The organism is Pacificibacter marinus (assembly GCF_900109555.1).
Lineage (GTDB): Bacteria > Pseudomonadota > Alphaproteobacteria > Rhodobacterales > Rhodobacteraceae > Celeribacter > Celeribacter marinus_C.
On the sequence record NZ_FNZV01000013.1, the window covers coordinates 87,064 to 101,202 of the forward strand.

The following is a 14,139-nucleotide window of genomic DNA, read 5'->3' on the forward strand; positions in this document are numbered from 1 at the left end:
CATGACCGACAAAAAATCCAACGCAATGTGGGGCGGGCGGTTCGCCGCAGGTCCAGACGCAATCATGGAAGCAATCAATGCTTCGATTGGGTACGACAAACGACTGGCCTTCCAAGACATTACAGGTTCGCGTGCTCACGCTGCAATGCTTGCAGCTCAAGGTATTATCAGTGATACCGATGCGCAGACCATTCGGGAAGGGCTTCTCACGGTTTTGTCAGAGATCGAGAGCGGAAACTTTGAGTTTTCGACGGCTCTTGAAGACATCCATATGAATGTTGAAGCACGTTTGAAAGAAATCGTCGGCGAACCCGCGGGTCGTTTGCACACGGCACGGTCGCGCAATGATCAAGTGGCGACAGATTTCAAACTTTGGACCCGCGACCAAATGGATGCGGTTGTCATGGGGCTTGAAGCATTGATCAATGCCCTCTTAGATCAAGCCGAAGCTGGCGCAGATTGGGTTATGCCCGGGTTCACGCACCTACAAACAGCACAGCCTGTCACATGGGGGCATCACATGATGGCTTATGTGGAAATGCTTGGGCGGGATATGTCTCGCTTTAAAGATGCGCGTGCACGGATGAATGAAAACCCCCTTGGCTCAGCCGCTTTGGCTGGCACAGGGTTTCCAATTGATCGCCATATGACGGCAGAGGCGCTGGGGTTTGATCGTCCAACCGCCAATTCGCTTGATGCTGTGGCGGATCGTGACTTTGCGTTGGAATTTCTGTCCTGTGCCTCGATCACCGCGATGCACCTGTCGCGCTTTGCCGAAGAACTGGTGATCTGGTCTTCAGCGCAGTTCCGCTTCGTGACGCTGTCTGATCGGTTTTCAACAGGCTCATCCATCATGCCGCAAAAGAAAAATCCAGATGCCGCTGAGTTGATTCGCGCCAAGGTGGGACGCATCATGGGGGCAATGGTTGCTTTGTTCACTGTGATGAAAGGGCTGCCGCTCGCCTATTCCAAAGACATGCAAGAAGATAAAGAACAAGTCTTCGATGCCGCTGATAATTTGATGCTCGCAGTGGCTGCGATGACTGGCATGGTGTCTGACATGACCGCAAATGTGGACAGTCTACGCGCCGCCGCTGCATCTGGATTTTCCACGGCAACAGATTTAGCCGATTGGCTGGTACGTGAGGCAGGCTTGCCGTTCCGTGATGCGCATCATGTGACGGGTGCTCTTGTGGCTTTGGCCGAATCCAAAGGTTGTGACCTACCAGATCTGAGCCTTGATGAGATGAAATCCGCTCATGAATCGATCACGGACGGGGTGTATACGGTCTTGACGGTTGAAAACTCAGTCGCTTCTCGGACAAGCTATGGAGGTACGGCGCCCACGCAAGTGCGTGCGCAAATCGCCCGTTGGAGAGAGGTTCTTAAATGATACGCAGCTTTATTGCATTGGCAGCTTTAATTGTTTTGGCGTCTTGCGGCGCAGATGGCCCGCCTACACCGCCTACGGTGAGTGGCAATACATCTGTGTCGATGAATTCTAATAGTGGCGTTAGTACTTCCGCGACTGTTGGAATTCACTTTGGTTCAAATTGAGTTTGATCTAGACTTTTAAAGGTTGCTGTTTAGTCGCGCCCTTTTTGTATTGCCTTGGGCGGCCCACTCTTTCCATGCTGAGTAAATTCCAGTATCTCCAGCGCGACTTCAGTTTGAAAGGCGCGGCCCATGGATCATTTTCTTTATCGCGACGGCGTTTTACACGCCGAAGATGTTGCGTTGACTGATATAGCAGCCTCAGTTGGAACACCGTTTTATTGCTATTCAACGGCAACTTTGACGCGTCATTTTACACTTTTTGACGAGGCGCTCCACGGGATGGATCATCTTGTGTGCTTTGCTATGAAATCGAACTCTAATCTTGCCGTGCTCAAACTAATTGGTGATTTGGGGGCTGGTATCGATGTGGTGTCGATGGGCGAATATCTTAAAGCGCGGGCCGCCGGTGTGCCGGGAGAACGCATTGTATTTTCTGGTGTTGGCAAAACGCGCGAAGAAATGCGCACCGCACTCAAAGGTGGCATTCGTCAGTTTAACGTCGAATCTGAACCAGAGCTTGAAGCGCTAAACGAGGTTGCTATCGCGATGGGCGTCAAAGCCCCGATTGCAATTCGCGTGAACCCCGATGTTGATGCTAAAACGCATGCCAAAATCGCGACAGGCAAAAGCGAAAACAAATTTGGCATTCCGATTGCAGGGGCGCGTGATGTTTACGCGCGTGCGGCCAAAATGGACGGGATTGATGTCGTAGGGATTGATGTGCACATCGGGTCGCAATTGATCCAACTGGACCCATTTGAACAGGCGTTCACTAAAGTTGCCGAATTGACAGAAGCGCTGCGGGCCGATGGCATCAATATCCGACGCCTCGATTTGGGCGGAGGGCTTGGTATTCCTTATGAACGGTCGAATGAAGCTCCACCCTTGCCGATGGAATATGGGGATGTAATCCGTCAAACCGTTGGCCATTTGGGCTGTGAAATTGAAATTGAACCAGGGCGTTTGATTTCAGGCAACGCGGGCGTGATGGTGTCGTCGGTGATCTATTTGAAACACGGCGAAGGGCGTGACTTTTTGATCATTGATGCCGCGATGAATGATCTTATTCGTCCATCAATGTATGACGCACATCATGATATCGTTCCTGTTGTCGAAGCTGTCGCTGGTGCTGAAAAATCTGCCTATGACATTGTTGGTCCTGTTTGTGAAACAGGGGATACCTTTGCCAAGGCGCGTGAAATGACTGCACTTGGTCCAGATGATTTAGTCGCGTTTCGATCTGCAGGTGCTTACGGTGCCGTGATGGCATCGGAATACAATTCACGCCCACTTATTCCAGAAGTGTTGGTGAACGGTGATCAATTCGCTGTCATTCGGGCACGTCCGACCTATGAGGAAATGATAAACCGCGATACGATTCCTGAATGGCTTTGATGCGCGGTCCATTATGGCCCGCTATTTTGCAACGACGGGGCACAAGGATATGGACACAGACACGCCAATCTCGCGCCCTTTAGCGCGCCACATTCAACGCACGGTGCGGATAACCTTTGCGGGGCTTGTGTTTGAGCGATGCGTGCAAGCGTTTTTATGGTTTGGCGTTGTCGTTTGCTTGGCCATTAGTGCTGTGCTTTTGGGAGTCTTTTCGAACCTTTCTGGTTTGATGTGGAATATTGTGGCGGGCTGTCTTGCTGTTGGGTTTGTCGCAACCTTTGGTCTTGGTGTCGCAAGATTTCATATGCCTACATTGGGCGAGGCGCGTGGTCGCGTTGATGGCGCGCTTCCCAATAGCCCCCTTCAAGCGCTCCAAGATTTAAATGCAACAGGGCAAGTTGCGGCGCAAATCCACCCACTTTGGGTCGCGCATCAAATGCGGATGGCGCAACAAGCCTCAAAGGCGCACGTTATAGCACCAAAAATTCGCCTGTCTGAACAAGACCCTTTTGCGATACGATTGCTGGCATTGACGGCTTTGATCATGGGACTTTTGTTCGGTTCAGGAGGGGCAAGCACAGGCGCAATTCCTACGTCATTAGGTCTTGAAAGCGGTCTCGCTTGGGAGGGTTGGATTGATCCGCCCCAACATACCGGCAAGCCTACGCTGTACTTGGCGGACCTGTCGACGTCATTTACGGCCCCCAAAAATTCTAAAGTGACCATTCGATTTTATGACACAGGCGATGCGGTGCAGATGCGGCAAACTGTGTCTGAGGTGGCGCTTGATAGCGGGGCTTTGACCCAAGATTTTCGCCTTGAGAAAAACGGCGAAATTGAAATAGATGGCCCAATGGGGCGGGTTTGGGATGTTGCGTTACTGCCTGACACCGCGCCTGTGGCCGAATTGATAGGCGATATGACCCGCGCTGCGTCAGGTGAGTTACGCCAGTCTTTTCGGGTGTTCGATGATTTTGGTGTCGTCCGTGCTCAGCTAAAACTCGAACTGGATAGGCCAGCTATTGTGCCTCGCTACGGATTTTCTGTGCTGCCAGAGCCGCGCGATGCTGTGACCCTATCCATCCCTTTGCCGCGTAGCCGTGAACGCACCGATATTGTTGGCGTAGTGGCTGAAAATCTGTCACGCCATCCTTATTCCGGTTTGCCTGTTCGCGTGAGTTTACGCGCTTGGGATGCGGCTGGGAATGAAAGCGTGGCCGCGCAAAGTGCTGCGATTCTACCGGGACGAAAGTTTTTTGATCCGCTGGCTGCCGCTTTGATTGATGTGCGCAGAGAATTGCTTTGGAGCCGGAAAAACGCCATTCGATCTGCGCAGATCATTCGTGCCGTAAGCTATGCTCAAGATGGTGCACATGGCGGCAATCACAAACTATTTTTACGTTTAAGATCAATTGCGGGCGGGCTTGAAGCGCGCGGAGCGCAGATGTCGCGTGACGCTTGGAATGAAATTGCAGAATCGATCTGGGACATCGCGGTAGAACTGGAAGATGGAGATTTGTCTGAAGCGCTCGAACGGCTTCAGCGTGCGCAAGAGCGTTTGTTGCAAGCCATGCGGGATGGCGCGACCCCTGAGGAAATCGCAAAATTGATGCAGGATCTGAGAGACGCCACACAAGCCTATATCAAAAAACTTGCCGAACAGCAGGATCAGAGTGACCAAGCCGATGCGCAAAGCGGTGAGACGCTTGAGATGTCTGCGAACCAACTGCAAGAGTTGATGGACCGTATTCAAAAGTTGATGGAGCAAGGCCGAATGGCTGAAGCACAGCAACTTATGGATTTTTTGAATGAACTTTTGCAAAACATACAGGTGTCACCAAGCCAAGGCCAGAGTGGGCAAGCCATTGAAGGGCTACAAGATCTCTCGCGCGAACAGCAGCAATTGAACGATGAAACCTTTACTGATTTGCAAGAGCAGTTTGGTGGTCAGGGTCGTGAGCTGCCTGAGCAGGGCGAGGGGCCAGATGCCTTGGCCGACAGCCAAGGGGCCTTGCGCGATGCATTGCGAAGTCAAAAACAAAACTTACCAGCAGATGGATCAAGCGGACAAGCTGATGAAAATCTGGATGAGGCTGAGCAATCTATGGCTGAGGCCGAAGACGCGTTGCGAGAAGGTGATTTTGCAAGTGCATTGGAAAAACAAGCTCGTGCGATGGAGGCATTGCGTGAAGGGATGCGACAGCTCGCACAATCAGATGATGCGGGCGACGCAGATCGTGGAGAATCGCAAGCACAGCAATCAGGTCCTAATGGCAGCGATCCACTAGGCCGTACTGCTGACGGGCCCAGCGTTGGCAACGGCGATATACCTGCTGAAGATGAGGCATATGAACAGGCGCAGGATCTGTTGGATGAAATACGCCGTCGCTCAGCGCAAAGAGAGCGCGCGGATAAAGAACGTGATTACCTAAACCGTCTTTTGGATCGCTTTTAAAGCACATCCTTTTGTCAGTTAGGAACCGCCATTCAACTGCCCAAGCAGGGCATTCATGCGCGCGCTTGTGGAGGTCATCAAAGTGTCTAGCCATGTTCTAAAATCATTAGCACCAGCGACGAAGCCATCTAGAACTCCAGCGAGTGCGGGGACCTTTTGCGCCAACATCGGAGCGAAAATGTATGCTAAAATCAATAAAATGACGAGCAGGATTAAGGCCAAAAACGTTGTTCTAAATCCCGTTTTGCGCGACCGTTCTTTGCGTGTGTCATCGTCTTGAACCGTGCCATCGTCATTGCGCTCTGATGCGGCACTGAGTGTCGAATTGATTTCGTCAATATTGGGCAACAAATCACGGCGCTTGGCAGATTGAACAGGGGTCTGTTCGACTGAGTCAGCTGACGGGCTGAGACCGCGCAAGCGCGCCATACGGTCGCGCAGGCCTTTTTGGTCTTTGGTCGACGCGCCTTGGAGGCCAAGGTCAGGTTGCGTTTCCAAGGCATCAGGTTCTGCTGGGCGGTTGTTTTGGTTGTATTCGACTTCTGCACGCAAGATGTCTCGAACACTGTCGGACACAGCAGAGCGTTGAACCGGCGCGTTTGCTTTTGTGGTAGCGTTGTTGTGACCATCTTTATCTGTGTCGTGTACGTCAAAGATTTGCGGGAGTGGCTGGTCAACTTGTGTTGTGTCAATTGATGGTTCTGGCGCTGCATCATCTACGGGCAGTTCAAATCCCAATTCGTCTGCGAGATCAGAATCAACCTCTGCTGACTGCTGAAACCATGTATGACCACAATTTGAACACTGAACATCACGTCCAGATTCAGGTATTACTTTTGCATCAACTTCGTATTGAGCACCGCAATTGGGACAAATGAGCCGCATATCTTCCCCTGCCACGCGTTTTGTGTGGTTTAACTGCTTTGTTTCCTCGAATTGTTACCGTTGGAGACAGGATTGTCCATGTTTTTGCGACAGTTGGATTGAATCGCATTCATCTGTGAGGCAAAACTGTCGCGACCGAAGGTGAGGAACCGCGTGTGATTGAGTTTAACAATGTTGCCTACGGATATGGTGGTCAGGATCTTTTGACAGAGATGACTTTGTCGCTTGCTCCAGGATCATTTCACTTTTTGACTGGGCCATCTGGCGCGGGCAAGACTACATTTCTGAAATTGTGCTATTGCGAACTGCAGGCGACGGCAGGGCGTGTGCATCTTTTGGGGCAAGATACACGTGACATTGCACGTGATCAGGTCGCTGATTTGCGACGCAAGATTGGTGTTGTCCATCAAGATTGCCGGTTCTTGGATCACTTGAGTGTTGCAGAAAATATTGCGCTGCCGCTCGCTGTTGCAGGTAAATCTCGCGATGATACCAATCTAAATGAGCTGATGTCTTGGGTCGGTTTAGCCGAACGCGCAGATGCATTGCCTGCGGAGCTTTCTGGCGGAGAGCGTCAACGTGCCGCTTTGGCGCGTGCGGTGATTATGTCGCCCGATGTGATCATTGCTGATGAGCCAACGGGAAATGTCGATTGGGATATGTCTTTGCGGTTGTTGCAGCTTTTGGTCGAGTTGAACCACATGGGTAAAACCGTGATCATCGCGACTCATGATATGCACTTGATCAGGCAGGCCAAATCACATGTTCAAGCTAGAGTATTGCGCATTGCCAATCGGCGGATTTTGCAGGCGGGGGCGGATTTGTAATGGCTTTTCTGTTGCCCTTTTTGAAAATCGATAAAGCGGTTCAAGATCGCATCGTGCCGCCCTCTGGATACACGGCGCAGCTTACAGTTTTGACCTCTGCCGCGATGGCATTTTTGGCGGTTTTCGCACTTACACTGTCACTTGCGACGGGGCGACTTGCAGATCGCTGGGGCGATGAATTGGCGCGTTCTTCGACGGTGCGCATTTCTGCCCCTCTTTCGCAAGTTGCTGCACAAACAAAAGCTGCTTTAGCGGTTTTGACGACAACGCCCGGTGTGCGCGATGCGCGTGCTTTGAGCGTGGACGAGCAGCGCGCGCTTTTGGAACCGTGGTTTGGGCCGTCGCTGCCCATCGAAAGCCTGCCTTTGCCTGTGCTGATTGAGGTTTTAGAAACCGACGAAGGTTATGATGCCGAAGGCCTTAGGCTTAGGCTGGCTGGAGAGGCCCCTGGAGCTGTGCTTGATGATCATACGCGCTGGCGGCGTCCGTTGATTGCAGCGGCAAGCCGTTTACGGCTTTTGGGACTGCTGTGTTTGATCTTGATTGGGGGCGTGACAGCCGCGATGATTACGCTGGCGGCCAATGCTGCATTGTCTGCCAATGGGCAGGTTATTCGCGTGCTGCGTTTGGTCGGCGCAAAAGATGATTATATTGCGTCCGCCTTTGTACGTCAGTTCACTTTGCGTGGCTTCAGCGGCGCGACGTTTGGTGCGGTTTTAGGGACAGTTGCAGTTGCTTTATTGCCCCGTGCACAAACCACAGGTGGCTTTTTGACGGGACTTGGGTTTCAAGGAATTGAATGGCTTTGGCCATGTGTGATCCCGCCCTTTGCTGCTGCTGTCGCTTACGGCGCCACGAGGTTCGCTGCGAAACAAACATTAAAAAGGCTTATGTAATGCCCTATCCGATTCAATGGATTTTGTCCTTGTTCTTTATCATTCAGATGTATGTGGCGATGGCGATCATCGGGCTTATATTTACGCCGTTGGCTGTGTTTGACCGTAAACATGCCTTCACTGCGATCCATATTTTTTGCCATTGGGTTCGGTTTTCGGCACATATGATTTGCGGCCTAAAATCTGAAGTACGCGGGACGCCCCCTACCGGTGAGGTTATCATTGCTTCAAAGCATCAAAGCTTTTTTGACATCATATTGATTGTGTCAGCCGTACCTCGGCCAAAATTCATCATGAAGAAGTCACTCGAAAAGATGCCGATTGTGAGTTTTTACGCAGAGCGATGTGGCTGTATTGGGGTGGATCGCGGCAAGGGCGGTATGGCGGTTAAAAAAATGGTTGCCGATGTCAAAGCTGGCAATAAACACCCAGGTCAGTTGATTATTTTCCCGCAAGGCACGCGTGTCGCAGCCGGTGTAAAAAAGGAATACAAAGTTGGTACTGGGGTTTTGTATACTCAAGTCAAACAGGCCGTGGTCCCCGCCGCAACCAACGTGGGTGTTTTTTGGAAACGCCAAGGTATTTACCGTGGACGAGGGACGGCTGTGGTTGAATTTTTGCCGGTTATTGAAGCTGGCCTGCCTTTGAAGGAATTTATGGTCACTCTAGAAAATACCGTGGAAACAGCGTCGGATCGTTTGATGCGTGATGCAGGGTTTGAAATCCCTAAAGCGTAAGCGTTGTAGAATTAGAAAATCAAAATGGCCGCAAATTGCGGCCATTTTTTATGATCAAATGACGTTTAAGACTGACTTATGCCGCCAAACCCTTTGAGCCGATGTCCAAAAATTTCTTACGGCGTGCTTTGATCAGCGCCTCAGGCGTTTGGGATGACAGTGGCGCAAGCATTTGTGCGATGGCTTTGCCTACAGATGCGATCGCTGCCTCGCGGCCACGTTGTGCACCGCCTTGGGGTTCTGGAATAATCTGGTCAATCACAGCAAGCTCTTTCAGATCTTGCGCGGTGAGGCGCATAGCTTCTGCAGCTTCGCGCATTTTGCTAGCGTCTTTCCAAAGAATAGAGGCACAGCCCTCAGGCGTGATCACCGAGTAAATAGAGTGTTCCAACATCGCCACTTTATTGGCCGCAGCAAATGCAACCGCGCCGCCAGAGCCGCCTTCGCCGATAATCACGGCAATGAGTGGCACCGACAACTGCAAACATTTTTGGGTTGAGCGTGCGATGGCCTCGGACTGCCCGCGCTCTTCGGCGCCCTTGCCGGGATAGGCGCCGGGGGTGTCGACGAGTGTGATCACTGGGATGCCAAATTTATCAGCAAGTTCCATCAAACGGATCGCTTTACGGTAGCCTTCTGGGCGGGCCATGCCGAAATTACGCTCGATGCGCGATGTGGTATCGTTGCCCTTTTCATGGCCAATAACCATCACAGGCTGATCGTTGAAGCGCGCAAGGCCCCCCATGATCGCGTGATCGTCAGCAAAATTCCGGTCGCCCGCAAGTGGCGTATATTCTGTGAACAAAGTCTCGATGTATTCCGCGCAATGGGGGCGATTAGGATGGCGTGCCACCTGACATTTGCGCCAAGGCGTGAGATTTTTGTATATATCTGTGAGCATGGTGGCCGCTTTGGCATCCAAAGCAGCGGCTTCTTTTTCGACGTCCATATCTTCGTTGGCCCGCGCCATAGCACGCAGTTCTTCTGCTTTGCCTTCGATTTCCGCCAAGGGTTTTTCGAATTCCAGATAGTGGGTCATATTACACTCCGATACGGTATACCTAGCCTGTATATGGCGATTTTTTTCGGCGTGTGCAACTTAGCAAGATTTGTGATTTCCCTTTGTGCCACTCAAAGGGGGCAGCAAGCAAAGGAACGCTCAGATGAACACCCCTTATGAGGCGCGATTGATGCGCGTTTTAGATTATGTTTACGCCAATCTTGATGGGGATTTATCGCTTGATACGCTTGCGGATGTCGCAGCTTTGTCACGATTCCATTTTCACCGCGTCTTTACGGGGATGACAGGGGAAACCGTGGCCGCTTTTACGCGCCGTGTACGGTTGTTTCGAGCATCCATGGCGCTGGTGCAAGGCGATGATTCGATTGAACGGATCGCTGGCTATTGCGGTTATGGCAATCCGCGAAGTTTTGTACGGGCCTTTCAAAACGCTTATGGGATGACACCAGAAGCGTTTCGAAAACGTGGCGTTCCACAGCCTGAGTTGCAGTTTAATGAACGTGGAGCTTATGAAATGTATGATGTAAAACTTGAAACCCGCGCTGATATTCGTTTGGCGGTGATCCCACATATTGGGAATTATATGAACGTCGGAGAAGCCTTTGAAATGGCTTACACCACTTTGGCCACGCGCGGGTTTAGTCCGCAAATCGGTCAGATGATTGGTGTTTATCTAGATGACCCCGCAGCCGTGCCCGAGGCCGAGCTGCGTAGTTTTGCAGGGGCGGAAATCATTGGGCATGCCGACATCGTCTCTCCCTTGCAAGAGGTGCAAATCCAAGGCGGGAAGTTTGCCATATTGACCTATCAAGGACATTATATGGGGTTGGCCAAAGCCTATGCCTATTTGTTCGGGGATTGGTTGCCGCAGTCTGGTGAGGTGCCGCGTGATTCGCCGCCCTTTGAGGTGTATTTGAATACGCCACAAGACACCGCAGCCGAAGATTTGATCACTTTGATCTGTGCCCCCTTGCAATAACAAGGGCTTAGAAAACACAGACGCCTCGAGATTCGCATCTCGAGGCGTCGCCCTCAACATTCAGACTCCTCCTTCTGAATGGAGTTACTCTACGTTAGCGATCAATTCGGATTGCGCAACGATAACTTCTGCCTGTTTGATTGACGCGATGTCGACAAGGCGCCCTTTGTAAACTGTTGCGCCTTCGCCATTGGCTTTGGCTTGATCCATTGCTGCTAGAATGGCGCGGGCTTCTGCCACGGCGTCCTTTGACGGGGTGAACACTTCGTTGGCGAGCGCGATTTGTTTTGGGTGGATGGCCCATTTGCCAACCATCCCAAGCGTGGCCGAGCGGCGAGCTTGGGCACGGTAACCTTCGTCATCAGAAAAATCGCCAAATGGTCCATCGACGGGCAAAATACCATGGGTGCGGCAGGCGGCTACGATTGCGGTTTGGGCCCAATGCCAAGGGTCAGAATAGTGCCGTGTTTCCCCGTGCAGCATATAATAGTTTTCCTGTGTACCGCCGATGCCAGTGGTTTGCATCCCCATCGAGGCTGCGAAATCAGCGGCCCCTAGGCTCATCGCTTCAAGACGAGGTGAGCTTTGTGCAATCTCTTCGACATGGGCAAGACCTGCTGCGGATTCGATAATCACTTCGAATGCGATTCTTTTTGTACGGCCTTTGGCGTGTTCAATCGCGGTGACAAGCGCGTCAACGGCATAGACATCTGCGGCGCAGCCCACTTTGGGGATCATAATTTGATCAAGCCTATCCCCTGTCTGTTCCAGCAAATCCACCACATCGCGATACCAATAAGGCGTATCAAGCGAATTGATCCGCACGGCCAGCACTTTGGTGCCCCAATCAATGGTGTTGATTGCCTCAATAATATTACTGCGGGCTGTGTCTTTGTCTGAGGGCGCGACGCTGTCTTCAAGATCAAGGTTGATCACATCCGCGTTTGAGGCTGCCATTTTGGGAAAGAGCTTGATGTTTGATCCTGGCCCAAACAGTTGGCAACGGTTGGGGCGGGCAGGGGCGGGCGGTTGCAAGCGAAAGGACATGGTGATTCCGTTATGTAATTATATTCCGGTATTATTATTTTTTTTGATATTATGTTGCTGTATAAATATCAAGAAGAGTTTTGCACCTGCAGAAAATCAGTGATTGTCGCAGTACAGGGTCGTGATGGAATAGGTTCAAATTCGTAAGTTTGATTCGTGATATCCAAACTGTATCGGGATATATTTAGCTATTTATGTTATTTATCGGTTTTTTGTCCCAAATTTGATATGTCGATAAAGAAAATTGCAAACATATCTCAGGCAGGTCTGTCATTATGACCTAAATCAATCTGGAGAGCTGCCATGATCCAAACACCTTACCTTTTGTTCCTCGGTGATGCGCCAGATGCGCTTGCCGCTAAAGTTGCCCAAGGCATCAAAGACTGGCGTCCTGAGTTTGCCATCGGTCAATTGCGCATGGAAAACTGTAAAGCCGACATGGGGCTGACGGATATGACCTTGGTTGAAGCCAAGGCCGCGGGCGCAAAAACGCTTGTCATTGGTGTGGCCAACCGTGGTGGTGTGATTTCGCCTGCGTGGAAAAAAATTCTGATCGCTGCGCTGGAAGAGGGCTTTGATCTGGCTTCTGGTTTGCATAATTTGTTGCGCGACGAAGATGATCTTGTTGCCGTTGCAAAAGCTTGCGGACGTGAGTTGCATGACGTGCGCGTTCCATCTGTAGAGTACCCAATCGCAACGGGCGTAAAGCGCACGGGCAAACGTTGTTTGGCTGTTGGAACAGATTGTTCTGTTGGCAAAATGTACACAGCTTTGGCGATGGATGCGTCCATGCGCGAGCGCGGCCTGAAATCGACATTCCGTGCAACAGGTCAAACAGGTATTTTGATCACGGGCAATGGCGTGCCTTTGGATGCTGTTGTGGCTGATTTCATGGCTGGCGCTGTGGAATACATTTCACCTGACAATGATGCGGACCACTGGGATTTGATCGAGGGCCAAGGCAGCTTGTTCCACGTGTCTTATTCTGGCGTGACCATGGCGCTTGTTCATGGTGGTCAGCCTGATGCGTTGATCTTGTGCCACGAACCAACACGGGAACACATGCGCGGTCTTCCGGGGTATTCTTTGCCATCGTTGCAAGCCTTGCGCGATACGGCGCTGCCATTGGCGCGTGTGGCCAATCCTGCCTGTGTCGTTGTTGGCATCTCGGTCAACACGCAGCACTTGTCCGAAGCTGAAGCTTTGACATATCTTGCAAGTGTTGAGGCTGAAATGGGTCTGCCTGCTGTCGATCCTTTCCGCCAAGGCGCAGGACGTTTGGTTGACGCTTTGGTCAAATTGGACGAAACCGTCAGCGCCTGAACGCTAAAAATAAGACCCTAATCCAAGGATATACCATGACTTTGACTGTGACTGCCGAGGCGTTTCGCCTTGCCGAAGCTTTTGTGATTTCACGCGGATCACGCACCGAGGCTAAGGTCATCACAGTCAAAGCGTCGGATGGGGCGCACTTGGGTTGGGGCGAATGTGTGCCATATGCGCGTTACGGGGAAAGTTTGGAAAGTGTCGCGGCACAAATTCAGGCTTTACCAGCAGATATTACACGCACCGCATTACAAGAGGCACTTGAACCAGGTGCAGCGCGTAATGCCGTCGATTGCGCCTTGTGGGATTTGGAAGCAAAACAAGCGGGCAAACGCGTTTGGCAATTGCTAGATCTGCCTGCGCCAACCCCCTGCATCACGGCTTACACCCTGTCTTTAGGCACGCCGGAGTCTATGCAGGCGGCTGCTGCTAAAAATGCATTCCGACCATTGTTGAAAATCAAACTTGGCACCCCCGATGATATGGCACGACTTGAGGCCGTACGCCGTGGTGCGCCAAAATCACGTATCATCGTGGATGCGAATGAAGGATGGAGCGCTGAGGTCTATGCAGATCTTGCGCCACATCTGGTGCGGATGGGGGTTGATCTGGTGGAACAACCGATGCCCGCAGGACAAGATGATATGTTGGCAGAAATGGAACGTCCCCTTCCTGTTTGTGCCGACGAATCCTGTCATGACCGCGCCAGCCTCGCTGGTCTCAAGGGCAAATACGATATGATCAATATCAAGCTCGACAAGACTGGCGGCCTGACTGAAGCCCTCGCTTTGCGTCTGCAAGCGCAAGCCGAGGGCTTTGGTATTATGGTGGGCTGTATGGTGGGCACTTCGCTTGCTATGGCACCTGCGGTGCTGTTGGCGCAGGGCGCGCGCGTAACAGACCTTGACGGGCCGCTGCTTCTGGCCGAAGACCGTGTCAACGCATTGCAATATGACGCCAAAGGGGTGCATCCGCCCGTTACGGCGCTTTGGGGATAATCCCGCTACCAAGGAG

The 14,139-nt window shown here is 51.7% G+C and carries 12 protein-coding genes; 9 read left to right on the top strand and 3 right to left on the bottom strand.

Features of this window, described 5'->3' with window-relative positions; all coding sequences use genetic code 11:
- Position 1: 1 nt before the first annotated feature.
- The 3 genes from argH to BM025_RS15330 all read left to right on the top strand — a co-directional run bounded on the left by argH (position 2) and on the right by BM025_RS15330 (position 5,407).
- A complete protein-coding gene (gene argH / locus BM025_RS15320) occupies positions 2-1,393 on the top strand; it encodes an argininosuccinate lyase (RefSeq protein ID WP_085850408.1) in 1,392 nt (463 codons plus the stop codon).
- A gap of 293 nt (positions 1,394-1,686) precedes the next feature.
- Positions 1,687-2,952, top strand: coding sequence for a diaminopimelate decarboxylase (lysA, locus tag BM025_RS15325; protein WP_085850409.1), 1,266 nt, complete (start codon positions 1,687-1,689; stop codon positions 2,950-2,952).
- A 13-nt stretch (positions 2,953-2,965) separates the two neighbouring features.
- Positions 2,966-5,407: a DUF4175 domain-containing protein gene (locus BM025_RS15330; protein ID WP_085850410.1), complete on the top strand. Its 2,442-nt coding sequence runs from the start codon at positions 2,966-2,968 to the stop codon at positions 5,405-5,407.
- Between the two features lie 18 nt (positions 5,408-5,425).
- Here the strand turns inward: BM025_RS15330 and BM025_RS15335 are convergent, their stop codons facing one another.
- Positions 5,426-6,292: a zinc-ribbon domain-containing protein gene (locus BM025_RS15335; RefSeq protein ID WP_085850411.1), complete on the bottom strand. Its 867-nt coding sequence runs from the start codon at positions 6,290-6,292 to the stop codon at positions 5,426-5,428.
- A gap of 155 nt (positions 6,293-6,447) precedes the next feature.
- Here BM025_RS15335 and BM025_RS15340 point away from each other — a divergent pair, with 155 nt between their 5' ends.
- Genes BM025_RS15340 through BM025_RS15350 form a run of 3 tightly spaced genes read left to right on the top strand, consistent with a single transcriptional unit; the run spans position 6,448 to position 8,752 of the window.
- The gene (locus tag BM025_RS15340; protein ID WP_085850412.1) at positions 6,448-7,119 is read left to right on the top strand and encodes a cell division ATP-binding protein FtsE; all 672 of its coding nucleotides are present in this window, start codon (positions 6,448-6,450) and stop codon (positions 7,117-7,119) included.
- Positions 7,119-8,015: a cell division protein FtsX gene (locus BM025_RS15345; protein ID WP_085850413.1), complete on the top strand. Its 897-nt coding sequence runs from the start codon at positions 7,119-7,121 to the stop codon at positions 8,013-8,015. Before BM025_RS15340 ends, BM025_RS15345 begins: the two co-directional genes overlap by 1 nt.
- The gene (locus BM025_RS15350) at positions 8,015-8,752 is read left to right on the top strand and encodes a lysophospholipid acyltransferase family protein (protein WP_085850414.1); all 738 of its coding nucleotides are present in this window, start codon (positions 8,015-8,017) and stop codon (positions 8,750-8,752) included. The genes BM025_RS15345 and BM025_RS15350 overlap by 1 nt, the downstream gene beginning before the upstream one ends.
- 76 nt (positions 8,753-8,828) lie before the next feature.
- On the opposite strand, the gene BM025_RS15355 is transcribed toward BM025_RS15350, so the two are convergent.
- The gene (locus BM025_RS15355; RefSeq protein ID WP_085850415.1) at positions 8,829-9,791 is read right to left on the bottom strand and encodes an acetyl-CoA carboxylase carboxyltransferase subunit alpha; all 963 of its coding nucleotides are present in this window, start codon (positions 9,789-9,791) and stop codon (positions 8,829-8,831) included.
- 124 nt (positions 9,792-9,915) lie between these two features.
- Here BM025_RS15355 and BM025_RS15360 point away from each other — a divergent pair, with 124 nt between their 5' ends.
- Positions 9,916-10,752 carry an AraC family transcriptional regulator gene (locus tag BM025_RS15360; protein ID WP_085850416.1) on the top strand — a complete coding sequence of 279 codons (837 nt, stop codon included), beginning with the start codon at positions 9,916-9,918 and terminating at the stop codon, positions 10,750-10,752.
- An 84-nt stretch (positions 10,753-10,836) separates the two neighbouring features.
- Here BM025_RS15360 and BM025_RS15365 read toward each other — a convergent pair whose 3' ends face one another.
- Positions 10,837-11,799: an L-malyl-CoA/beta-methylmalyl-CoA lyase gene (locus BM025_RS15365; protein WP_085850417.1), complete on the bottom strand. Its 963-nt coding sequence runs from the start codon at positions 11,797-11,799 to the stop codon at positions 10,837-10,839.
- A 303-nt stretch (positions 11,800-12,102) separates the two neighbouring features.
- Here BM025_RS15365 and dgcN point away from each other — a divergent pair, with 303 nt between their 5' ends.
- Complete coding sequence (gene dgcN, locus BM025_RS15370) at positions 12,103-13,122, top strand: N-acetyltransferase DgcN (RefSeq protein ID WP_085850418.1); 1,020 nt, start codon at positions 12,103-12,105, stop codon at positions 13,120-13,122.
- Positions 13,123-13,157: 35 nt separating this feature from the next.
- Complete coding sequence (dgcA, locus tag BM025_RS15375; RefSeq protein ID WP_085850419.1) at positions 13,158-14,123, top strand: N-acetyl-D-Glu racemase DgcA; 966 nt, start codon at positions 13,158-13,160, stop codon at positions 14,121-14,123.
- The last annotated feature ends 16 nt before the right edge of the window (positions 14,124-14,139 follow it).